Raw genomic sequence first — 21,945 nt, forward strand, 5'->3', positions numbered from 1 at the left:
GGCTCCATGTCCGAGACGATCGACCGCCCCGACGCTGCAGCGACGGCCGGGCTGCCCTGGTGGCGGGGCGGGCTGATCTACCAAGTCTATCCGCGCAGCTTCCTCGACACGAACGGCGACGGCATCGGCGATCTCGAGGGTATCCGCCGCAAGCTGCCCTACATCGCCTCGCTCGGCACGGACGCGATCTGGATCTCGCCCTTCTTCACCTCGCCAATGAAGGATTTCGGCTACGACGTGGCCGACTACCGCGATGTCGACCCGATGTTCGGCACGCTGGCGGATTTCGACCGGCTCGTCGCGGATGCGCGCGGCCACGGCATCCGCATCATGATCGACCTCGTCCTCTCCCACACCTCGGACCGGCATCCCTGGTTCGCGGAGAGCCGGTCCTCGCGCGACAATCGCAAGGCCGACTGGTACGTCTGGGCCGAGCCGAAGCCGGACGGCACGCCCCCCAACAACTGGCTCTCCGTTTTCGGCGGGTCGGGCTGGGAGTGGGATTCGAGGCGCAGGCAGTACTACCTGCACAACTTCCTCGCCGCCCAGCCGGACCTGAACTTCCACAACCCCGCCGTGCAGGACGCGGTGCTCGACGTGGCCCGCTTCTGGCTCGAGCGCGGCGTCGGCGGCTTCAGGCTGGACACTGTCAACTTCTACTTCCACGACCGGGATCTGCGCGACAACCCGCCAAAGCCCGTGATGCCGGACGGCCCGTCCGGCTCGGTGCCGAGCGCCAATCCCTACGGCCGGCAGCTGCACCTCTACGACAAGGACCGGCCGGAGAACCTCGCCTTCCTCGAACGCCTGCGCGCGCTGATGGACCAGTATCCCGACGTCGCCGCCGTCGGCGAGCTCGGCACGGACCACGACATCTACGCGCTCACCGCTGCCTACACCGAGGGCGGCCGGCGCCTTCACATGGCCTATTCCTTCGACCTGCTGAGCACCGGGATCAGCCCGGCCCATCTCAGGCGCGGCGTGGCGACGCTGGAGACGGGCATCGGCTCGGGCTGGCCGAGCTGGGCGCTGAGCAACCACGACGTGATCCGCGTCGCCTCGCGCTGGAAGGGCGCCGATCCCGCCCGCCTCCCGGCCCTCGCCACGGCGCTCCTGACCAGCCTGCGCGGCACGCCCTGCCTCTACCAGGGCGAGGAACTCGGCCTGACCGAGGCGGACGTGCCCTTCGAGCTGCTGCAGGACCCCTACGGCATCCGCTTCTGGCCGGACTTCAAGGGCCGCGACGGCTGCCGGACGCCGCACCCCTGGACCGCTGACGCGCCGAACGCCGGGTTCACGACGGGCCGACCCTGGCTGCCGGTACCGCCGGAGCACCTCGCTCTGTCGGTGGCCTCGCAGGAGCCCGACGCGAACTCCACGCTCAACCGCGTCCGCCGCTTCATGGCGTGGCGGAAGGAGACGCCGGTGCTCCTCGACGGGTCTATCCGCTTCATCGACGGGCTGGACAGCTGCGTGATCTTCGTGCGCGAGGCCGGCAATGCGCGGCTGCTCTGCGCCTTCAACCTCGGGCCGGACGCCGTCACCGTCCCGCTCGCTGAGGTGAGCGGCGCGCCGCAGGCGGAGGCGACGGGCTTCAAGGGATCCTGGGAGCCGGGCGGCCTCGTGCTGCCCGCCTGGGACGCCTTCTTCGGCTGGATCTGAGGCGCGAACGGGACGAAGGGGAGGGACAGTCCATGGCCGAGGTTGAGATGCGCGGCGTGCGCAAGGCCTTCGGGGCGATCGAGACGATCCACGGGGTCGACCTGCACATCCGCTCGGGCGAGTTCGTGGTGTTCGTCGGGCCATCCGGCTGCGGCAAGTCCACCCTGCTGCGCCTGATCGCGGGACTGGAGGACATCACCAAGGGCGAGCTTCTGATGGACGGGCAGGTCGTCAACGAGCTGACGCCCAAGGAGCGCGGCATAGCCATGGTGTTCCAGTCCTATGCGCTCTACCCGCATATGACGGTCTACGAGAACATGGCCTTCGGCCTGGAGCTGTCGAAGACCGGCAAGGGCGAGATCGAGACCCGCGTCAAGCGCGCCGCCGAGATCCTGGCGCTCACCCCGCTGCTCGAGCGCCTGCCGCGCCAGCTCTCCGGCGGCCAGCGTCAGCGCGTCGCCATCGGCCGGGCCATCGTGCGCGAGCCGCGGGTGTTCCTCTTCGACGAGCCGCTGTCCAACCTCGACGCGGCCCTGCGCGTGCAGACGCGCATCGAGATCGCCAAGCTCCACGCCGACATGGGCGTGACCATGGTCTACGTCACGCACGACCAGGTCGAGGCGATGACCCTCGCCGACAAGATCGTCGTGCTCAACGCCGGCAATGTCGAGCAGGTCGGCAGCCCGCTGGAGCTCTACCACCGCCCCGCCAACCTGTTCGTCGCCGGTTTCATCGGCTCGCCGCAGATGAACTTCGTCGAGGGCCGCGTCGAGAGCGCCGACGCCACGGGAGTAAAGGTCGCCCTGCCCGGCGGCGGTCTCGCGGTCACGCCCGTGTCCGGATCCTCGCTCCACGCGGGTGACCGCGTCACCTTCGGCGTCAGGCCCGAGCACCTCACCTTTGGCGGCAATGGCTCCGGGCTGAAGGGCCGCGTCGAGGTGGTGGAGGAACTGGGCGAGAGCCACTTCGTCTACCTCCGCACCGCCGACGGCTCCCTCGTCACCCTGCGCGGCTCGGCCGGCTCTCCCGTGCAAACGGGCCAGGACGTCTCCGTGGCCCCGGCGCCCGGGGAGACGCACCTCTTCACCCCCGACGGCCGCGCGCTCCCCCGCCTGAACTGACCGCCCTCCGTCATCCTCCGCCCCCATCATCCCCGGCGGCGCGCAGCACCGGGACGGGGATCCAGAAATTTGGCCAATCACGGGGGGCTGGATCGCCCCCGTGCGCCTGCGGCGCGCCGGGGATGACAGGCTCAGAGGCAGACTTGTCACCGGAGCGCGATGAAAATGGGCGACGAGCGGGTCTGGAGACCCGCGCTCCTCCGTCGCCGCTACCCCATGTCGCTTGGAAATTAAGGCCCGCGCTGCTATTTGCCGCGCATGAGCGAGCACCCCATCGACAACATCCGCAACTTTTCCATCGTCGCGCATATCGACCATGGCAAGTCGACCCTGGCCGACCGCCTGATTCAGGTGACCGGCGGCCTCGCGGAGCGCGAAATGGTCGAGCAGGTGCTGGACTCGATGGACATCGAGCGCGAGCGCGGCATCACCATCAAGGCCAACACGGTGCGGCTCGACTACCGCGCCAAGGATGGCAAGGACTACATCCTGAACCTGATGGACACGCCCGGGCACGTCGACTTCGCCTACGAGGTCAGCCGCTCGCTGGCGGCGTGCGAGGGCTCGCTGCTCGTGGTCGACGCCTCCCAGGGTGTGGAGGCGCAGACGCTCGCCAACGTCTACCACGCGCTCGACGCCGACCACGAGATCGTGCCGGTCCTCAACAAGATCGACCTTCCCGCCGCCGAGCCGGACCGCGTCAAGGCGCAGATCGAGGAGGTCATCGGACTCGACGCGTCGGACGCCGTGCCGATCTCCGCCAAGACCGGGATCGGCATCGACCTTGTTCTGGAGGCCATCGTCAAGAAGCTGCCGCCGCCCAGGGGCGACGAGAAGGCGCCGCTGAAGGCCCTGCTCGTCGACAGCTGGTACGACGCCTATCTCGGCGTCGTCGTCATGGTGCGCGTCATCGACGGGTTCCTGAAGAGGGGCACCGACATCACCATGATGGGCACCAACGCCCGCTACGAGGTCGACCGGATCGGCGTCTTCAAGCCGAAGATGACCGATGTCGAGCGGCTCGGGCCGGGCGAGGTCGGCTTCATCACCGCCCAGATCAAGCAGGTGGCGGACACCCGCGTCGGCGACACCATCACCGAGACGCGCCGGCAGACCGCTTCCGCATTGCCGGGCTTCAAGCCGGCGCAGCCGGTCGTGTTCTGCGGCCTCTTCCCGGTCGATGCCGCGCAGTTCGAGGATCTCCGCGCCGCCATGGGCCGGCTGCGCCTCAACGACGCCAGCTTCAGCTACGAGATGGAATCCTCCGCCGCGCTGGGCTTCGGCTTCCGCTGCGGGTTCCTCGGCCTGCTCCACCTCGAGATCATCCAGGAGCGGCTGGAGCGCGAGTTCAACCTCGACCTCATCGCCACCGCCCCGTCGGTCATCTACCGCATCCGCATGCGGGACGGCACGGACATCGAGCTCCACAACCCGGCCGACATGCCGGACGTGATGAAGATCGAGGAGATCCAGGAGCCGTGGATCCGGGCCACGATCCTCACCCCGGACGAGTATCTCGGCGGCATCCTCAAGCTCTGCCAGGACCGGCGCGGATCGCAGGTCGACCTGAACTATGTCGGTAAGCGCGCCATGGTCGTCTACGACCTGCCGCTGAACGAGGTGGTCTTCGACTTCTACGACCGGCTGAAGTCGATCTCGAAGGGCTACGCCTCCTTCGACTACCAGCTCACCGACTACAAGGCGGGCGACCTCGTGAAGATGTCGATCCTCGTCAATGCCGAGCCGGTGGACGCGCTCTCCATGCTGGTGCACCGCAACCGTGCCGAGATGCGCGGGCGCGCCATGTGCGAGAAGCTGAAGGAGCTGATCCCGCAGCATCTCTTCCAGATCCCGATCCAGGCGGCGATCGGCGGCAAGATCATCGCCCGCGAGACGATCTCGGCCCTGCGCAAGGACGTGACGGCCAAGTGCTATGGCGGCGACATCAGCCGCAAGCGCAAGCTCCTCGACAAGCAGAAGGAGGGCAAGAAGCGCATGCGCCAGTTCGGACGCGTCGAGATCCCGCAGGAAGCCTTCATCGCCGCGCTGAAGATGGACGCCTGAGGGCCGCTTCCGGCCCATCCCGCGCGCGCCGCTCCGGCCCGGGATGACGCACCCCCTCCGCATGCGCTAGGGAAGGTCCGGCGGGCCCGTTCGGGCGCTCGCGGACGGGGTCGAGGATCATTCCATGAGCGTAGCGATCGACGGGCGCACCCTGCAGGCGGCAGACGTGGTGCGGGTGTCGCGTCCCGGGTTGCGCGGCGAGGCGCCGGAGCAGGCGGCGCTGGCGCCCGAGGCGCGCGAGCGGATCGCAGCGACGCGGACCTATATCGACGCGCACTGGATGCACGACGACGCGCCGCTGATGTACGCCTTCAACACCGGCGTCGGCCTGTTCAAGGACCAGCGCGTGCTGATGGCCGACATGGCGGCCTACCAGACGAAGACGATCTTCGCCCATGCCACCGGGGTCGGCGAGCCGCTGCCGGAGGACGCGACGCGCGCCACGATGATGCTGCGCGCCAACGCCTTCGCCTCCAACTATTCCGGCCCGCGGGTCGAGCTGGTCGAGCGGCTCCTCGCCTTCCTCAATGCGGGGCTCCACCCGGTGATCCCGGCCAAGGGCTCGGTGGGCGCCTCGGGCGACCTCGCGCCGCTCGCGCATCTCGCCGGCGCGCTGTGCGGCTTCGCCGAGGCGGAAATGATGTATCGCGGCCGCCGGCTGCCGGCGCGCCAGGCCATCGCGGAGGCCGGCTTCTCGCCGGACTTCGAGCTTTCCGCCAAGGACGCCTCGGCGCTGATCAACGGCTCCACCGTGTCGCTCGCCCTCGGCGTGCTGGCGCTGGAGGACGCACGCCGCATCCGGCGCACCGCAGACATCGCGCTGGCCCTGTCGCTGGAGGCGATGCGCTGCGAGCTCGCCGCCTTCGACCCGCGCGTGCATGCCGCCCGGCCGCATCCCGGCCAGCAGGCGGTGGCTCGCAACGTGCTGCGCCTCATCGGCGATTCCAGGCGCTGCTCGGAAGCCGCCCGCCTCGTCGTCTTCCCCGAGGAGAACCGCAAGGAGGGCGTGCCGCCGGCCCCGCGCGTCCAGGACGTCTACTCGCTGCGCTGCGCCCCCCAAGTGCACGGCCCCGTCGTGCAGGCGCTGGACTATGTCGGCGGCATCGTCGGCACAGAGATCAACTCGGCCACCGACAACCCGCTGATCTTCGACAATGGCGAGGGCGGTTACGTCTCGATCTCCGGTGGCCATTTCCACGGCCAGTACATGGCGCAGGCGATGGACGTGCTCGCCATTGCGATGGCCGACCTCGGCTCCATCTCCGAGCGCCGCCTCGCCCGGCTGATCGACCCCGCCATGAGCTACGGCCTGCCGCGCAACCTCCTGGCCGGCAAGAAGGGGCTCAACACCGGCTTCGCCACCGTGCAGTGCTCGATGTCGGCGCTGGTCATGGAGAACCGCACGCTGTGCATGCCGGGCTCGGTCGATTCCATCCCCGGCAAGAGCAATGCCGAGGACCACGTGTCGAACTCCACCTGGTGCGCCCGCAAGGCTCGCACCGTGGTCGAGAACGTCGAGCAGATCGTCGCCGGCGAGCTGCTCATGGCGGCGCAAGCGCTGTCGCTCGTCGAGCCGCTGGCGAAGGACCATCCGCTCGGCACGGGCACCCGGGCCGCGATGGAGGCCATCCGTGCCGCCATCCCGCCCGCGCTGGACGGCGACCGCTGGTACGCGACCGAGATGGCCCAGGCGCTCGATCTCGTGCGCAGCGGCGCCGTTCTCGATGCGGTCGAGGGCGCGGTGGGCGAACTGGAAGGGTAGGACCGCGCGTCTTCAGACGCGCACCTGGCGCCAGAACCAGGAAAGTGCGGGTCCGAAACCCGCGCTCCGGCCGGGGATGACGGGGCCCGCTTCCGGCGGCCGGGAGGTTACCGGCCTGCATCTCCGAGAAGCGGATCGTTCTCCAGCGTGATCGGCTGGCCATGGGGCGTGGCGTGGGCGGCGCGGTGCCAGGCGTCGCGGGTTTCCGCGAGCCGCCCGGGGTCGGCTGCGCCCTTGGCGACGACGAGCGTCTCGAGCGCGGCGAGCCAGTGCTGGTAGTAGGTCTCGCCCGTGTCGGGATCGCCGCGCTCCTGCGCGTCGCGGATGGCCGTGGCGAGCGCGGCCGCCCATTCCGGCCAGGTGAACAGCCCCTTCTCGTGCAGCGCGAGCGCCATGGCGAAGGCCTGCGCCTCCCAAGGCTCGCGGAAGACCGGGCCACCCTCGTCGCGCGGCAGGCCGGGCGAGGCGTCGAGGAGGCCCGGCGTGGCGGCGCTCACGGCGCAGCCTCCAGGTAGGGCTCCCAGCAATCGACCACGACGCGCAGGCCGGGGTCGCCGTCGCGGCCCCACAGCTCCGGGCCTGTGAACTCGACCGCGTAGAGCCAATGCGGGTCCTCGCCGCCCCCATGCGCATTGGAATCGGGGAAGACGTGGACGCCGTGGACGCGCAGCACCGTGCCCGTCTTGCCGCGGGCATAGCGGGGCAGGCGCGTATGGCCGGTGTGATGAATGACCACCGTCCGCACGGTGTCGCCCGCGGCGAACCGTGCGGCCTGTACCGCGGGCCGCTCGGCCGGCGCGCCGCCCGCGAGGATGCGCGCGGCACCTTCGGCGTCGGGTGGCGGGCGCCTCGTGGGAGCCGCCGGATGCAGGGCCCGGCCCGCATCGAGCTCCTCGGCGCCGACCAGCCCGTGGCGGTGAAGGAGCTTCGTCAGCCCCTTCAGCCAGATCTCGTAGTAGCTCGACGAGAGATAGTCCTGCGGGGCCAGCGTCTCGCGGGCGTGGCGGCTCTCGTCGATGCTCCACATGCCGAGGAAGCCGGAGGCGATGGTGACGGCGAGCGCCCGCTTCTCCCACTGCGCGTGGAAGACCGGCTCGTCCTGTTCCGGCGCGATGGGGCCGAAGCCCATCATGCCGCCGAGATCCTGGCCGCCGTTCATGCCGGACCTCCCGCCGTCCCGGGCGAGCGCGGCAGGCCCGCCCCGATCATGCTGTCGCGCGTGACGAGGGTCGCGAGCGCCTCCTCGTCCCAGCCTTCGGTGCCGGGAGGACGCATGGGGAGCACGAGGTAGCGCATCTCGGCCGTCGAATCCCAGACGCGGATGCGGGTGTTTTCGGGCAGCACCGTGCCGAACTCGGCCAGCACCCCACGGGGATCGTAGACGGCGCGCGATCGGTAGGGCGCCGACTTGTACCATACTGGCGGCAGCCCCAGCACCGGGATCGGGTAGCAGGAGCACAGGGTGCAGACGACCAGGTTGTGCTCGTCCGGCGTGTTCTCGACGACGCGGATGTGCTCGCCCTGCCGGCCGCCGAAGCCGAGCTCTGCGATGGCCGCTGTGCCGTTCTCGCGCAGGCGGGCGAGGTAGGCCGGGTCGTTCCACGCCTTCGCCACCACTTTGGCGCCGTTGCGCGGGCCGATCCTCGTCTCGTAGGTCTCGACGATTTCGTCGAGCGCGGCGGGATCGACCAGGCCCTTCTCGGTCAGGATCGTCTCCAGGGCGCGCACGCGCAGGGCCGGGCCGGAGAGGTCGGAACCCTCGTGCCCGTGGTCGTGGTCGTGATCGTCGTGCTCGTGTGCCATGCGGCGAGCTTAGCGCCGTGCCTTCGCGGAGGCGAGCGGCGGGCTGCGCCCCGGGCGCAGCTGCGCTATGCAGGGGCGGGAGGAACGCCACATGAAGGCCCAGGATCTCTTCGACCTCTCCGGCGAGGTGGCGCTCGTCACCGGCGCCTCCGGCGGCCTCGGCGCCCGTTTCGCCGCGGTGCTGGCCGCAAACGGCGCCAAAGTGGTGCTGGTCGCGCGGCGGGCAAAGGAGCTTGCCACGCAGGTGGAGGCGATCCGCGGCGCCGGAGGCGAGGCGATCGCCGTCGAGGCGGACGCCACGAAGCCGGAGGATCTCGCCCGCGCCTTCGACCGGGCCGAGGGCGCCTTCGGCACGGTGACCGTGCTGGTCAGCAATGCCGGCATTGCCCCGGCGCAGCGGCTCGTGGACATCACGCCGGAGCAGTGGCACGCCGTCATGAGCCTCAACCTCGACGCGGTGCTGTGGGGGGCGCAGGACGCCGCCCGGCGCATGATCGCCGCCGGGACGGGCGGGGCCATCGTCAACATTGCCTCCATCCTCGGCTTCGGCGTGACACGCGGCGTCGGGGCCTACGCCACGTCCAAGGCCGCCGTCGTGCAGCTGACGCGCGCGCTGGCCCTGGAATTCGCTCCCAAGGGGATCCGGGTGAACGCCATCGCGCCCGGCTACATCGTCACCGACATCAACCGTGAATGGCTCGCCTCATCCACCGGCGCCGCCATGCTGGACAGGATCCCGCTGCGCCGCTTCGGCGAGCCCGACGATCTCGACGGGGTTCTTCTCCTGCTCGCCTCGCGGGCCGGCCGCTTCATGACCGGAGAGACGGTGGTGGCCGATGGCGGCCATCTGCTGCCACTCTAGGCGGCGGAGCTCGGCGCCGGCCTTGATCTTCGCTCATATTTGAGCGATTGGGGCGGGCCTTTGGCCCGGAGGAACAGTTCTTGCCTCCATCCGGGATGCATTTCTCGTAGCGCTCGAGGCGGCAACCGCGCCGCCGGTCCCCCAGGAGGTGCGGCCATGTCCGCCATCGAACTGCCGGTCCAACAGACCTCCCGCGCCAGCGACAAGGACAAGCCGCTCTACGACGACGTGCGCCTGCTCGGCCAGATCCTCGGCGACACCGTGCGCGAGCAGGAGGGCGAGGCGACCTACGAGCTGGTCGAAGCCATCCGCCAGCTGAGCGTCGCCTTCCAGCGCCGGGCCGACGCCGAGGCCGGTCGCAACCTCGACCAGCTGCTGAAGCGCCTGAGCCCTCCGGAGACGGTCTCCGTCATCCGCGCCTTCAGCTATTTCTCGCACCTCGCCAACATCGCCGAGGACCGCCACCACGTGCGCCGCCGCGCCGCCCACGAGGCCGTCGGCGACCACCAGGACGGCAGCCTCGCCGCGAGCTTCGAGAAGCTGCGCGGCGCCGGCATCGATGGGGACCGCATCGCCCGCGCGCTGTCGCGCAGCTACGTCTCGCCGGTGCTCACGGCCCACCCGACGGAGGTGCAGCGCAAGAGCACGCTCGACGCAGAGCGTGCCATCGCCGAATTGCTGGCGCAGCGCGACACGCTGGTCTCGGCGCGCGACCGGGCCGAGAACGAAATGCTGCTGCGGGCGCGCATCGCCCAGCTCTGGCAGACCCGCATCCTGCGCTACGCCAAGCTCACCGTCCGCGACGAGATCGAGAACGTGCTGAGCTACTACCGCTCGACGTTCCTGAAGGGCATTCCCCGCCTCTATGCCGAGCTGGAGCACCATCTCGGCAAGCGCGTGCACACCTTCTTCCGCATGGGGAACTGGATCGGCGGGGACCGGGACGGCAACCCCAACGTCAACGCCGAAACGCTGCGCATGGCGCTGAGCCGGCAGTCGGAGACGGTGCTGCGGCACTACCTCACCGAGGTGCACGAGCTCGGCGCCGAGCTCTCCGTGTCGCGCATGCTGACCGGCGCCACGGCCGATCTCGACGCGCTGGCGGACGATGCGGGCGACGACAACCCGCACCGGGACGACGAGCCCTATCGCAGGGCGCTGATCGGCATCTATGCCCGCCTTGCCGGCACGCTGCGGGCGCTGACCGACACCGAGGCGACGCGCCATGCCGTGGCGCCCGGCCGGCCCTACGCCAGCCCGGAAGAGTTCCGCGCCGACCTCCTGGTCATCCAGGACAGCCTGAACAGGAACCATGGCGCGGTGCTGACGCGCCACCGCCTGCAGCCTCTGCTCCGGGCCGTCGAGGTGTTCGGCTTCCACCTCGCCACCACCGATTTGCGCCAGAACTCCGACAAGCACGAGGAGGTGGTGGCTGAGCTGCTGGCGACGGCGCGCATCGAGCCGGCCTACGCCTCCCTCCCAGAGGAGCGCAAGCAGCAGCTGCTGCTCCAGGTGCTGCAGGATCCGCGTGCGCTGCGCGTGCGCAATGCCGGCTACAGCGACACGGCCATCGGCGAGCTGGCCGTCTTCGAGACGGCGCGGGAGATGCTGCAGGCCTACGGGCCGCAGGCCATACGGCACTACATCATCAGCCATACCGAGAGCGTCAGCGACCTGCTGGAGGTGCTGGTCCTGCAGAAGGAATGCGGGCTGATGCACGGCACGCTGGCGCCGCAGGAGGCGTCATCGGCGCGGGCCGACCTGATCGTCGTGCCGCTCTTCGAGACGATCGAGGACCTGCGGGCCGCAGAGCCGATCATGAAGGCCTTCTACGACCTGCCCGGCATCGAGGCGCTGGTCCGCCATTCCGGTGGCGAGCAGGACGTGATGCTGGGCTATTCCGACAGCAACAAGGATGGCGGCTACTTCACCTCGAACTGGGAGCTTTATCGCGCCTCGACCGCGCTGGCGCGGTTGTTCGAGGCCAAGCCCGGCCTGACGCTGCGGCTCTTCCACGGCCGCGGCGGAACCGTGGGCCGCGGCGGCGGCCCGAGCTACCGCGCCATCCTGGCTCAGCCGCCGGGCACGGTAAAAGGCCAGATCCGGCTCACCGAGCAGGGTGAGGTCATCAACGCCAAGTACGCCAACCCCGAGATCGGTGCGCGCAACCTCGAGACCTTGATGGCCGCGACGCTGGAGGCGACGCTGCTCGCCCCTCGCACCGCCGCCGCTTCGGAGTTTCTGGAGGCCGCCGAGGAGATCTCGCGGCACAGCATGAAGTCCTACCGGGCGCTGGTCTACGAGACACAGGGGTTCACCGATTTCTTCTTCGCTTCCACGCCGATCACCGAGATCGCGGAGCTGAACATCGGCTCCCGCCCGGCGTCGCGGAAGGCGAACCGCAGGATCGAGGATTTGCGCGCCATCCCCTGGAGCTTCTCCTGGGGCCAGAGCCGCCTGAACCTGCCGGGCTGGCTGGGCTTCGGCTCGGCCGTCGAGGCCTTTCTGGCGCCAGACCCGAAGGCGCGGCTCGCCCTGCTGCGGCGCATGAACTCGGAGTGGCCGTTCTTCTCCACGCTGCTCTCCAACATGGACATGGTGCTCGCCAAGGCCGACCTCGCCGTCGCCCGCCGCTATTGCGACCTCGTCCCCGACAGGGCGCTCGCCGAAAGCATCTTCGGCGCGCTGGAGGCGGAGTGGACCCGCACGGTGAAGGCGCTCGAGGAGATCACCGGGGAGACGCGGCGGCTCGCCGACAACCCGGCGCTGGCGCGCTCCATCGCGCACCGCTTCGCCTACATCGCGCCTCTCAACCACCTGCAGGTCGAACTGCTGAGGCGCCGCCGGTCCGGCCAGGTGGACGAGAAGGCCCAGCGCGGCATCCTCATCTCCATCAACGGCATCGCCGCCGGCCTGCGCAACACGGGCTAAGGGAGCGCTCCGTCCCCTTGTCGTCCGCATTCCTCAATAAAACGCATGCGCTTACCCCTCTCCCGTATGGGGAGAGGGGCAGGGGTGAGGGATAGACTTTTGAGGGAAGGCGAAATCGGCAACGTAGGCCGGGATCCCACGCTGTGTGAGCGATGGTCCCTCACCCCTGCCCCTCTCCCAAAAGGGAGAGGGGTTTCCCGTGCTTCCTGGACGACGGTCGGGTGCTATCGCCAGCCCTGCTCGCCGACGAGGGGGACGAAGGTCACGTCCTGCAGGGTCTCCTGCTCGAAGGTCACGGCGCCCATGCGGGTGACCCTTACGAGCGTCTGGTGACCGCGCCCGCCCACGGGGATGACGAGCCGGCCGCCCGGCGCGAGCTGGCCGGTCAGGGCCGGGGGCACTGAGGGGCCGCCGGCCGAGACGACGATCGCGTTGAACGGCGCTTCCTCCGGCCAGCCCAGCGTCCCGTCGCCAATACGCTGGCGGATGTTGCCGTAGCCCAGATCCGTCCAGCGCCGCGCGGCACCGTCGGCGAGAACTGCGTGCCGCTCGATGGCGAAGACCTCGCGACAGAGGCGGCTCGCGACGGCGGCCGCGTAGCCGGAGCCCGATCCGACCTCAAGCAGGCGGTCACCCCCGGCCAGCCGCGCCGCTTCCAGCATCAGGCCGACGACGAAAGGCTGCGAGATGGTCTGCCCCTCGCCGATGGGCAGGGGACCGTCCTCATTGGCGCGGTCTGCAAAGGGCGCGGGCACGAAGGCCTCACGTGGCACGATGCGCATGGCCGCGAGCACGCTGGCGTCGGTCACACCGCGCCCGGCGATCTGGGTCTCGACCATGCGCTGGCGCGCCGTCATGCCGTCGGTCATCCCCGGTATCGTAGCGGGACCGGGCGGCTCAGCAACCCGAGGGAGCGATGATCCGGGCGATCCTGTAACCCTGCGACGTCTCGCGGACGGTCACGGTCGAACGCCCCTCGCATACCGCGCCGCCCCTGGCCGTGAAGCGGTAGCGGACCGACACTGTGGCGGGGCCCGTTTCCTCGGCCGACAGCACCGTCAGGGGCTCCGGCAGCGTGCCGTAGAAGCGCTCGATGCGGGCGGCGACGAACGGGCCGGAGCCGCGCTTCTCCCGCACGACATACCATTCGGCTCCGATGCCGTCGCCACGTGCCAGCGCCTGGTAGAAGCCGAGCGCGGCCTCGCGCGGCGTCTCCGGGCGCGGCGGGGTGCTGGGCAGGTCGGACCCGCCGCGGACCGGCGCGGCCGGCGGCTCCGGGACGGGAGCGGGAAGAGGAGGGTTCTCGGCCACCCGAGGAGGCGGCTCCTCGGCCAAGGGAGGAGGAGGCTCCTCGGCCAAGGGAGGAGGCGCGTCGTTGGCGGCACTGCGGGGGCGGGCCGCCGCCGTGTCCGGCCCGCAATCCCCGACATCGGTGCAGCGCAAGGGCAACGCGCAGACGGACCGGGCGAGATCGGCGGCGAGCCCCATCGTTCGCAAGGCCGCGATGGCGGCGCGCGTGGTGCAGGCGCCGTCATGGGCGCAGGCCGCCACGTCGGCCCGGCCCGCCTCGACCACGTCCTCGCGCTTGGCCTCCGGCAGCCGCTCGATGAAGTCGCTGATGCTGCGGGCGGTCTGGTCGTCGGGCAGGAAGTCGAGGTTCTTCGCCGGGCATTCCCGCCGGAGCGTGCCCTGGTAGGACGGCTGCTGCGGCTCCTGTGCGGCGTCCTGCGCGCGCGGCGCGGCGGGCCAGGCAGCCAGCCCGAGAAGCAGGATTGCGCTAGCGAGGCGTTTCACCATGGCGTGGCCGACGCCTCCCTTGCCTGGACGGCAAGACAACCCCCGCTCACCGGCAAGGTTGCGGGCGGGGATGCAGGAGTGGCGGGGCGCTCAGTGAGCCGGGCCGGATCCATCCTGCCCGCGCTCGGCGATCTCGAGCGCCCGCAGCAATTGCAGGATCGTCAGCGGCGGCGTCTCCAGCAGAGCCTGGTTGACGTGACCCTGGATGCCGACACCGAGACGCCGCAGGACGTCCTGCTCCGGGTGCAGGATCTCGCGCAGGCGCTGAGCGTCTTCGTTTTCTGTGGGCTTTTCAAAACTTGGCATTGCGGTGCATCGAATCACTGATTCGTTGGAGAATGCGACGAAGTGGCGCCCTTGTCTTCATGCTATTTGCGCGGTGATGCACAGTATCGTAAACAGATTGTCGCAGTCTCAGCAAAGCTGCACCTTGCGTTGCCGCGAATTCTTGCCAAGCCCACGCTCTTCGAAGTGAAGAGTTATGAAGCGTCTTCCGTCGCGGTGCAGTTGGCGTCGAGGCCTTCTTTCGTGCCCCTCCCGGCCGTGCTACGCGGAACACAAAACCACAAGGGAGGAGCAACCATGACGGGGACACCGACGATCGAAGCTTTGCTCGCGCGCTGGATCGACGCCTTCAACCGTCATGATCTCGACGATCACATGGCGCTCTACCGCGACGACGCCGTTCTGTTCGGCGCGGTCGACGAACTCCAGGTGGGGAAGGCCGCGGTCCGGGCCTATTTCGGCGGGCGCGGGGCGGGCGTGCGCGTCATCAACTATCCGATGCCGCGTGTCGTCGAGCTCGGTCCGGACACGGTCTGCACGGCGGGGCATGTCGACTTCGCCGACGGCGACGCCCCCATGCCGTACCGCATGACGTGGGTGCTCGTGCGCGAAGGCGGGAACTGGCGCATCGCCCAGCACCACGGCTCTCCGCGGCGGGGCGTGTGACGGATCCCACATCGCGAGCGCAGGCTTTGCGTCAGGGTCACTGGGACCGCGCTCACGGAGGGCGCGGCGAGGGGCAGCCATGGCCACGCGGTTTCACGCGCTTTTTCGGTATGCGGGCGTCGACGACGACGGTGACAAGCCCGGCATGATCGTGCCGGTGGGCGGCAGCAACCTCGTCGCCGTCGACCTGCGGGCGGACGAGCAGCTGAAGGCTTCCCGGCCGCACGACATTACCCTGCAGGAGCTCGGCGAGAAGGACCGCGCCAAGACCGATGCGACGCGCGAGTGGATCTTCGGCCTGCGTGACTTCGCGGCCTACAGGGACGCCCCTGTCGCGGTGACCCCGGTTCCCAAGGGCCGGATCTACCGGGTGGGCGTGAAGAAGAGGATCGGGATCGAGCAGACGCTCACCATCCACGCGAAGGACGGGTCGGTCGTGGAAAAGTTCCCGGTCGTCGGGCTGGACAAGAAGACCGTCGCGATCTCCATCAGGCCCGTGAAGGTGAAGGCTTCCGGAGGGAAGGAATACCGCGACCACGGCAAGCCGAACCCCGTCATTGCCGACGTCCTCACCCAGATGAACGTCGTCTGGCACCCGCAGGCCAATGTCGTGTTCACGCTGAGTTCGAAGGAGCCCTTCGAGCTCGACGCCCTCCCCGACGTCGTCGTCCTCGAGGACAAGGACGTCAGGGCGCTGTTCAAGTCCGGGAAGGACGTCAGGTCGAGATACACCTTCTTCCTGGTGAAGGAGATCGCGACTGGCAGCCACGACGACAACGGCGCCGCTGACGTCGAGATCGGAGTCGCGTTGCTCGCCGACCGTCGCAAGCCCACGACCGCGGCCCACGAGGCAGGGCACCTGCTGGGATCGTCGTCGGGACCGACGGGCCGCATGGATTACGGCCATCCGACGAAGGCCGCCGACCGCCTGATGCGCGACGGTGGCGCGGCATGGAAGGTCACCTTCAGCGAGGCGATCGGCTACTTCAACGGAAGCTACTGAGGCTGGCCCATTGCCCGAACGCATGCGATCATATGCCGCATTCAGCCTTTCCGATTAGCGACTTTCCCGAGCCTCTGGAGCCATGACGGCGCGCTGCGGCACAGCTAGCGTTTGCAATCAATGTTAGGTTGTACAACTCAGACGCGATTCACCCCGACCTCTCCATGGTCGACCGCATACGGAAGTCCACGATGACCGCACGCGACGATGTCCGCACGATCGACACCATGGCGGAGGTTGCCGTCCTCATCGCCCGGGAAGAGCGGCTTCGCCTCGCCATGCAGGCGGCACGGGTGTTCTTCTGGGACTGGGACGTGGTGCACGACACCATCGTCTGGGACGAAGGCCTCGCCGGTGCTCTTCAGATGCGGATGGACGAGGTTCCCACCTCTGCCGCCGGGGTGAAGGAGCTCATCCATCCCGGGGATGTCGAGCGCGTCGGCCACGCCATCGAGGCCGCGCTGGAAGGGCGCTCCGACTACGATCTGCGCTTCCGCATGATCCGCAAGGACGGCTCGGTGCGATGGACCGATACGCGGGCGATCGTAGTCCGTGATTCCTTCGGCCGGCCGGTCCGCATGGTGGGCTCGGACCGCGACGTCACGGACCGTGTGGCGCTGGAGATGGAGGCGCTCGACGCCAGGCACCGGCTGGCACGCATCGCCGAGGCGGCGCGCCTCGCCTGGTTCGAGATCGAGGAGAGCGAAGACGGCCAGCAGACGGAGCTCTCCGAGCACTGCCGCGCGCTGCTCGGGCTTGCGCAGTCGGAAGCGCTGCCGGCCGACATCAGCAGCCGCATTCATCCCAAGGACAGGCCGGCCTACGGCTCGCTGCGCGAGCGGCTGGCGCTGTGGGGCGGCGAGTTCGACGACGAATTCAGGATCGTCCTGCCCTCCGGCGTGGTGCGGCGCGTGAGGTCCATCGGCCGGGCCCAGGGCAGCCCGGAAGGCGCCGTGAAGCGTGTCACGGGCATCTACATGGACGTGACGTCCCGGCCCTTGCGCGATCCCGAGCAGGACGGAGCGGACCTGTCGACGGCCATCCATCCGCCCTCCACCCCGGCGCTGTCCGCTGCCATCGCGGAGGCCGCATGGCACCTGACGCGCGACGCCATCCAGCTCCTCGACGACACCGGCGGAGTGGTCGACCAGAACGAGGTCGCGGAAACCCGCTTCGGACCCCGCCGTGAAACGTCCGGGTCGTGGGTGGCGACGTTTACGCAGGAGAGCCGCACCGAGGCCGACCGCGCTCTCTCGCGGGCCTCGGACGGGATGTTCACGTCGTTCGTCGCCTCGCTCCCGGTTGCCGATGGAGGCGAGCGGCTGTTTGCCATCGAGCTCTCGCCGCTGCTGGACGGGCGCAGCCGCTGCATCGGCATTCTCGTGCGGTCGCGGCTCCTCACCGAACCCGAGAGCTGACGGAGTCCCGGAACGAAAAGACGAAAGCGACGTTCGGGAAGGCCTCGCAGGGCAAGAACCGCGGGGCGGCGGAGAATCCCGCCACCGTTAACCCCGACCGGAGCGATACCATGAGGACGCTGCCCCTTCTCGCCGTCGCGGCGATCATGCTGGCGGGTACGCCCGCCTTTGCGCAGGATTCGACCACGACCACCACCACGACGACCCAGACGCCGGGCACCAGCGTGACGATCGAGCAAAATGCACCCGGTACGGTCGAGAGCCGCGAGGTGACGGGTTCGGTAACGGAGTGCAAGTCGAAGACGGTGACGTCCCAGAACGACATGGGCGACACACAGACGGTGCACAAAGAAAAGTGCAACTGACGTCGACAGGCCGGCCAGTGCCAGGGGCTGGCCGGCTCGGCATGGCAACCGCCGACGGCTGATCGCCGCAGCTCTGCTGCAGGATTGATCAGGTCGGACCTTGGTCAGGCCTTGGGAAGTGTCGGCAGGTCAGGCGGGCGGAGCGCTTCTTCGTGGTACCAGCTGTCCCAATTCACCACCGGCTTCGGCGTGGCGGGGATCGGCAGGGCGGGACCGCGCGACAGACCGTTCCGCAGGCGGATCCGATCGGCCAGGCGGTAGACGTTGGAAGGCAGATCGGCGACTGGGCCGTGCGTCCGGGTGTCGTTCATGGCTCCCTCCTTCCGCGCCGTGGTGGCGCTCGGAGTGAATGGGGAACGCGCTTCTGAAAGGTCCTGTTCCACGCTACAAGCACGAATTCGAGCACAACAGTGTTAAAGTTTGGGCAAGCTGCTCATTCATAAGCCTCCACCCTAGCCTCTGGCGCGACCTTGTGCATAGCCGCGCTTGTTGCGTGCCCAAGGCATGCGCTGGCCGGGCGACGGGCGGTTCCTGGCCCGTGAACTGGCACGCAATATGCCTCCTCTCCTCCGGGTCCGTGACGGCCCGAGGCCGCCGTCCGTGCAGGCGCGGAGCCCTCGGGAATCGGCCCGTCAGGAGCGAGAGGACATGACGAAGTACAAGCTCGAGTACATTTGGCTGGACGGCTACACGCCGACGCCCAACTTGCGTGGCAAGACGCAGATCAAGGAATTCGACAGCTTTCCGACGCTCGATCAGCTGCCGCTGTGGGGCTTCGACGGCTCGTCCACGCTGCAGGCCGAGGGCCACAGCTCGGACTGCGTGCTGAAGCCGGTGCGCGTCGTTCCAGACATCACCCGCACCAATGGGGCGGTGGTGCTCTGCGAGGTGCTGATGCCGGACCTCACGCCGCACCCGTCCAACAAGCGTGCGACCGTCCTCGACGACGAGGGTGCGTGGTTCGGCTTCGAGCAGGAATACTTCTTCTTCAAGAACGGGCGCCCGCTCGGCTTCCCTGACGCCGGCTATCCCGCTCCGCAGGGGCCCTATTACACGGGCGTCGGCTACAGCAAGGTCGGCGACGTCGCGCGCGAGATCGTCGAGAAGCACCTCGACATCTGCCTCGCGGCCGGCCTGAACCATGAGGGCATCAACGCCGAGGTGGCCAAGGGCCAGTGGGAATTCCAGATCTTCGGCAAGGGCTCCAAGCGGGCCGCCGACGAGATGTGGCTCGCCCGCTACTTCATGGAGCGGCTGACCGAGAAATACGGCATTGACATCGAGTACCACTGCAAGCCGCTCGGCGACACCGACTGGAACGGCTCGGGCATGCACTGCAACTTCTCGACCTCCTACATGCGCGAGGTTGGCGGGAAGGAGTACTTCGAGTCCCTGATGGCGGCCTTTGCAGCGGCCCGCGAGGACCACATCGCCGTCTACGGCCCCGACAACCACATGCGCCTGACAGGCAAGCATGAAACGGCGTCGATCCACACCTTCAGCTGGGGTGTCGCGGACCGCGGCTGCTCGATCCGTGTCCCGCACAGCTTCGTCAACAACGGCTACAAGGGCTACCTCGAGGATCGCCGCCCGAACTCCCAGGGGGACCCCTACCAGATCGCGTCGCAGATCCTGAAGACGATCTCGACCGTGCCCCTGAAGGCGACCGCGGCCGCCTGAGCCGACACCGATCAATCAGCCGGGCGGGCCACGGGAAAACCGTGCGCCCGCCCGTTTTCGTTCAGGGGGTGATTTCACTTGATCGTCTTAACGAACGATTCAGACGCGTGCACGGCGCCGGGTATTCCGTCGTTCACACTGCATAGACATTGCGATGTCTTTTTCATTCAAATGCGCGCAAACCGGGTGTGCCGCGTGCAGTGACAGGGGTTCCCGTGTTTGAGTTGAGAATGAGCATCGCGCTTACCGTCGCGTCCTTCATCGGCGCAGTCGCTGCCGTCGCGGTCAAGCTCGGGGTCTTGGGCTGACGCTGGCTCGAAAGCAGCCGATCCGAACGGTACGGCCTCTCCGGGCAACAAACCCTTCGCGCGTCATTCGGCAAGCAGTCCCCGTATCGACGGAACGCCGCCGCACCGCCCGAACGAGCGGCTGAACGAGGCCCAGACAGGCGGGCAAAAGGCCCTCGAAAACTTTACTCCCGCTTCACTCGCTGGCGTTACTATTGACTTGAGTAAAGTCAACGAGCGGTCCGGAGGGGAAGCCCATGGCCACCGTATCCGCACCGGTCCGGCGCTACCTGATCGTCGTGAGAAACGCGGGATCGACGGTCGCCGACCTGCCCCCGTCCACCTGGATGCTGGTGGAAACCTGTTCCAGCGAGACCGCGGCGCAGTCCCGCTACTTTGCACTGCGGCCCTTCCTCGAGGAAAGCGGCGCGCCTTGCCTCGTCATCGAAGCCGTGAAGCCGGTTTTCGGACCCGAGGAATTCCGCGTGCTGGTCAGCCGCTCCGCCGTGCTCGAAAAGGGGTGGGTGCCCGAGGCCGTGCGGCTCTCGCGCGAGCAACTCGCCGCTCTCAAGGCGGCCATCGAAGACGCGTCGCAGAGGGTCCGGAAGGGTTTCGGGCCGCTGAAAGCCCGCCGCCGTCATGCCGCGGCGTGGATGTCGGCCCTGGCCGGCTTCGTCGTGACGATGGTCGGCATCACCGGGTTTGCCCTGTGGGATGGCGCGCCGGAACCGGCCACCGTCGCCGCGGCTGATGCCGCGCCGGAACCCGCCGGATCGCTGGTCGTGCTGCCGGACGGCAACGCGAAGGATCGCTTCGTCACGTTCCGCCTGCTCCCCGACGGCACGCGCACCGAGGAGAGGCGGATCAACAAGGCCGAGTACGATGCCCTGCGGGCTCGCAGCGGCCGCGCCTCCGGCGACAAGGAGCCGCCTGGCGCCTCCCGCACCTCGTCGCTGGCGGAACGCGCCAGCCTGTTCGCCCGCGTCCGCTCCAACGACTAGGGACCCGCCTGCGGATCGGCTTCGGCCAGGGCCTTGGCGCGGCCGATGTCCTCGACGAAGGCGAGCCACTCCCGCTGGCGCGCGTCGGGGTCGGGCTGGCGCAGCAGCGACGACGGGTGGATGGTCACAAAGGCCCGGCGCCCCGTCGCGAGCCGCAGCGGCCCGCGATTGCGGTTGACCGGCATGGCCTTGCCCGCCAGCGCATGCAACGCGGTGCCGCCCAGCGCCACGACGAGGCGGGGCGCGACGAGGCCGATCTCCTTCTCCAGCCACCAGCGCTCCTTGCGGATCTGGTCGGTGGTCGGCTTTTCGTGCAGACGGCGCTTGCCGCGCTGGGAGAAGTGAAACCGTTTCACGGCGTTGGTCAGGTACACGTCGCCGCGCCCGAGGCCGATTTCGTCCAGCGCGCGCGCCAGCACCTGGCCGGCGGGGCCGACGAAGGGCCGTGCCGCGAGGTCCTCCTGGTCACCGGGCTGCTCGCCGACGAACAGAAGCGGCGCGTTGGCCGGGCCCTCGCCGGGGACGAAGCGGCCGGTGCCCGCGCCCTCCTCCTCGAGGGCGGCCTGCGCCGCGTAGAGCGCGTCCAGCGTGGCGGGTTCAGCGGCGGGGCCGCCGACGGGGGCTGCGGCGCCATCGAGGCGCTCGAAAAGATCGCCGGTCATCACGGCACGCCCGGAGGTGCTTCGGGCACCGCCGTCCAGAGCTGAACCAGGGCGCCGCCAGGCCCCGTCACCGGGTCGCCGTCCGGCAGCGGAACGCGCGACGCGGCCAAGGCGGCGGCGTCCACGTCCTCCTCCGTCCCGCGCCGCAGGTCGGCGGTCCGGCCGCCGGCATAGGCGCCGACCACGAGGAGATCGGAGGAGGAGCCGAGATTGCGGTGGCTCATGCCGGCCGGCAGCACGACGACGTCTCCGGCCTGCAGCTTGACGCTGCGGCCATTGGGTCCGCCGAGCAGGGCATTGACCTCGCCGGCGGCGATGCCGAGCACCTCGTGCGCCGTCGTATGGAAATGGTCGAAGCCGTAGATGCCGTTTCGCCAGCTCCCGGTCCAGCCGTTCGCGGCGAACAGATCCTCGAATGCAGCCGGGCCGGACTGGGTCCCGATCACCCGGCGATAGACGAGCGCAGGATAGGGCGAGTTGGGGAAGGGCCCGTCGCGCCCCGACACGATCGTCTCGGGGGCGGCGGGGGCGAATGCAGCACTTGACGGTCGTTCGGTCATGGTCTCTCCCGTCGAC

At 69.1% G+C, this 21,945-nt stretch carries 21 protein-coding genes; 12 read left to right on the top strand and 9 right to left on the bottom strand.

The annotated features are described in order from the left end of the window. The first annotated feature begins 6 nt into the window (after window positions 1-6). The 4 genes from AC5JCN_RS17510 to AC5JCN_RS17525 all read left to right on the top strand — a co-directional run bounded on the left by AC5JCN_RS17510 (window position 7) and on the right by AC5JCN_RS17525 (window position 6,609). Window positions 7-1,662, top strand: a complete 1,656-nt coding sequence (locus AC5JCN_RS17510) for an alpha-glucosidase (RefSeq protein WP_495756368.1) — start codon at window positions 7-9, stop codon at window positions 1,660-1,662. Between the two features lie 32 nt (window positions 1,663-1,694). Beyond that, window positions 1,695-2,783, top strand: coding sequence for an ABC transporter ATP-binding protein (locus AC5JCN_RS17515; RefSeq protein WP_495756369.1), 1,089 nt, complete (start codon window positions 1,695-1,697; stop codon window positions 2,781-2,783). A gap of 258 nt (window positions 2,784-3,041) precedes the next feature. Further along, window positions 3,042-4,847 (top strand): translation elongation factor 4, encoded by a 1,806-nt coding sequence (gene lepA, locus AC5JCN_RS17520; RefSeq protein WP_495756370.1) that lies wholly within the window; start codon window positions 3,042-3,044, stop codon window positions 4,845-4,847. Between the two features lie 124 nt (window positions 4,848-4,971). Beyond that, a complete protein-coding gene (locus AC5JCN_RS17525; RefSeq protein WP_495756371.1) occupies window positions 4,972-6,609 on the top strand; it encodes an HAL/PAL/TAL family ammonia-lyase in 1,638 nt (545 codons plus the stop codon). Between the two features lie 107 nt (window positions 6,610-6,716). On the opposite strand, the gene AC5JCN_RS17530 is transcribed toward AC5JCN_RS17525, so the two are convergent. The 3 genes from AC5JCN_RS17530 to nthA are packed head-to-tail and all read right to left on the bottom strand — an operon-like array spanning window position 6,717 to window position 8,412. After that, window positions 6,717-7,106, bottom strand: coding sequence for a nitrile hydratase accessory protein (locus AC5JCN_RS17530; protein ID WP_495756372.1), 390 nt, complete (start codon window positions 7,104-7,106; stop codon window positions 6,717-6,719). Next, window positions 7,103-7,768, bottom strand: coding sequence for a nitrile hydratase subunit beta (nthB, locus tag AC5JCN_RS17535; RefSeq protein ID WP_495756373.1), 666 nt, complete (start codon window positions 7,766-7,768; stop codon window positions 7,103-7,105). The genes AC5JCN_RS17530 and nthB overlap by 4 nt, the downstream gene beginning before the upstream one ends. After that, window positions 7,765-8,412 carry a nitrile hydratase subunit alpha gene (nthA, locus tag AC5JCN_RS17540; protein WP_495756374.1) on the bottom strand — a complete coding sequence of 216 codons (648 nt, stop codon included), beginning with the start codon at window positions 8,410-8,412 and terminating at the stop codon, window positions 7,765-7,767. The genes nthB and nthA overlap by 4 nt, the downstream gene beginning before the upstream one ends. Before the next feature lie 91 nt (window positions 8,413-8,503). Between nthA and AC5JCN_RS17545 the strand changes: the two genes are divergently transcribed. Then, window positions 8,504-9,274: an SDR family NAD(P)-dependent oxidoreductase gene (locus AC5JCN_RS17545; RefSeq protein ID WP_495756375.1), complete on the top strand. Its 771-nt coding sequence runs from the start codon at window positions 8,504-8,506 to the stop codon at window positions 9,272-9,274. Window positions 9,275-9,430: 156 nt separating this feature from the next. Then, window positions 9,431-12,205, top strand: a complete 2,775-nt coding sequence (ppc, locus tag AC5JCN_RS17550) for a phosphoenolpyruvate carboxylase (RefSeq protein WP_495756376.1) — start codon at window positions 9,431-9,433, stop codon at window positions 12,203-12,205. A 224-nt stretch (window positions 12,206-12,429) separates the two neighbouring features. Here the strand turns inward: ppc and AC5JCN_RS17555 are convergent, their stop codons facing one another. The 3 genes from AC5JCN_RS17555 to AC5JCN_RS17565 form a co-directional block, all read right to left on the bottom strand. Then, complete coding sequence (locus AC5JCN_RS17555) at window positions 12,430-13,074, bottom strand: protein-L-isoaspartate(D-aspartate) O-methyltransferase (RefSeq protein WP_495756377.1); 645 nt, start codon at window positions 13,072-13,074, stop codon at window positions 12,430-12,432. A gap of 28 nt (window positions 13,075-13,102) precedes the next feature. Further along, a complete protein-coding gene (locus AC5JCN_RS17560; protein WP_495756378.1) occupies window positions 13,103-14,002 on the bottom strand; it encodes a hypothetical protein in 900 nt (299 codons plus the stop codon). A gap of 90 nt (window positions 14,003-14,092) precedes the next feature. Further along, window positions 14,093-14,308, bottom strand: a complete 216-nt coding sequence (locus tag AC5JCN_RS17565) for a hypothetical protein (RefSeq protein ID WP_495756379.1) — start codon at window positions 14,306-14,308, stop codon at window positions 14,093-14,095. 276 nt (window positions 14,309-14,584) lie between these two features. Between AC5JCN_RS17565 and AC5JCN_RS17570 the strand changes: the two genes are divergently transcribed. The 4 genes from AC5JCN_RS17570 to AC5JCN_RS17585 all read left to right on the top strand — a co-directional run bounded on the left by AC5JCN_RS17570 (window position 14,585) and on the right by AC5JCN_RS17585 (window position 17,739). Beyond that, window positions 14,585-14,953, top strand: a complete 369-nt coding sequence (locus tag AC5JCN_RS17570) for an SgcJ/EcaC family oxidoreductase (RefSeq protein WP_495756380.1) — start codon at window positions 14,585-14,587, stop codon at window positions 14,951-14,953. Window positions 14,954-15,032: 79 nt separating this feature from the next. Continuing rightward, window positions 15,033-15,956 (top strand): hypothetical protein, encoded by a 924-nt coding sequence (locus AC5JCN_RS17575; protein ID WP_495756381.1) that lies wholly within the window; start codon window positions 15,033-15,035, stop codon window positions 15,954-15,956. Between the two features lie 191 nt (window positions 15,957-16,147). Further along, window positions 16,148-17,374, top strand: a complete 1,227-nt coding sequence (locus AC5JCN_RS17580) for a PAS domain-containing protein (protein ID WP_495756382.1) — start codon at window positions 16,148-16,150, stop codon at window positions 17,372-17,374. Between the two features lie 110 nt (window positions 17,375-17,484). Next, window positions 17,485-17,739 (top strand): hypothetical protein, encoded by a 255-nt coding sequence (locus tag AC5JCN_RS17585; protein WP_495756383.1) that lies wholly within the window; start codon window positions 17,485-17,487, stop codon window positions 17,737-17,739. Between the two features lie 104 nt (window positions 17,740-17,843). Here AC5JCN_RS17585 and AC5JCN_RS17590 read toward each other — a convergent pair whose 3' ends face one another. Continuing rightward, the gene (locus tag AC5JCN_RS17590) at window positions 17,844-18,050 is read right to left on the bottom strand and encodes a hypothetical protein (protein WP_495756384.1); all 207 of its coding nucleotides are present in this window, start codon (window positions 18,048-18,050) and stop codon (window positions 17,844-17,846) included. Between the two features lie 337 nt (window positions 18,051-18,387). Here AC5JCN_RS17590 and AC5JCN_RS17595 point away from each other — a divergent pair, with 337 nt between their 5' ends. Beyond that, window positions 18,388-19,419 carry a glutamine synthetase beta-grasp domain-containing protein gene (locus AC5JCN_RS17595; RefSeq protein ID WP_495756385.1) on the top strand — a complete coding sequence of 344 codons (1,032 nt, stop codon included), beginning with the start codon at window positions 18,388-18,390 and terminating at the stop codon, window positions 19,417-19,419. Window positions 19,420-19,963: 544 nt separating this feature from the next. Further along, window positions 19,964-20,707: a hypothetical protein gene (locus AC5JCN_RS17600; RefSeq protein ID WP_495756386.1), complete on the top strand. Its 744-nt coding sequence runs from the start codon at window positions 19,964-19,966 to the stop codon at window positions 20,705-20,707. On the opposite strand, the gene AC5JCN_RS17605 is transcribed toward AC5JCN_RS17600, so the two are convergent. Beyond that, window positions 20,704-21,369: a UdgX family uracil-DNA binding protein gene (locus AC5JCN_RS17605; protein WP_495756387.1), complete on the bottom strand. Its 666-nt coding sequence runs from the start codon at window positions 21,367-21,369 to the stop codon at window positions 20,704-20,706. The two genes, AC5JCN_RS17600 and AC5JCN_RS17605, sit on opposite strands and share 4 nt — an antisense overlap. After that, window positions 21,369-21,929 (bottom strand): cupin domain-containing protein, encoded by a 561-nt coding sequence (locus tag AC5JCN_RS17610; protein ID WP_495756388.1) that lies wholly within the window; start codon window positions 21,927-21,929, stop codon window positions 21,369-21,371. Before AC5JCN_RS17610 ends, AC5JCN_RS17605 begins: the two co-directional genes overlap by 1 nt. Between the last annotated feature and the right edge of the window lie 16 nt (window positions 21,930-21,945).

The sequence above is a fragment of the Alsobacter sp. genome (assembly GCF_059501845.1).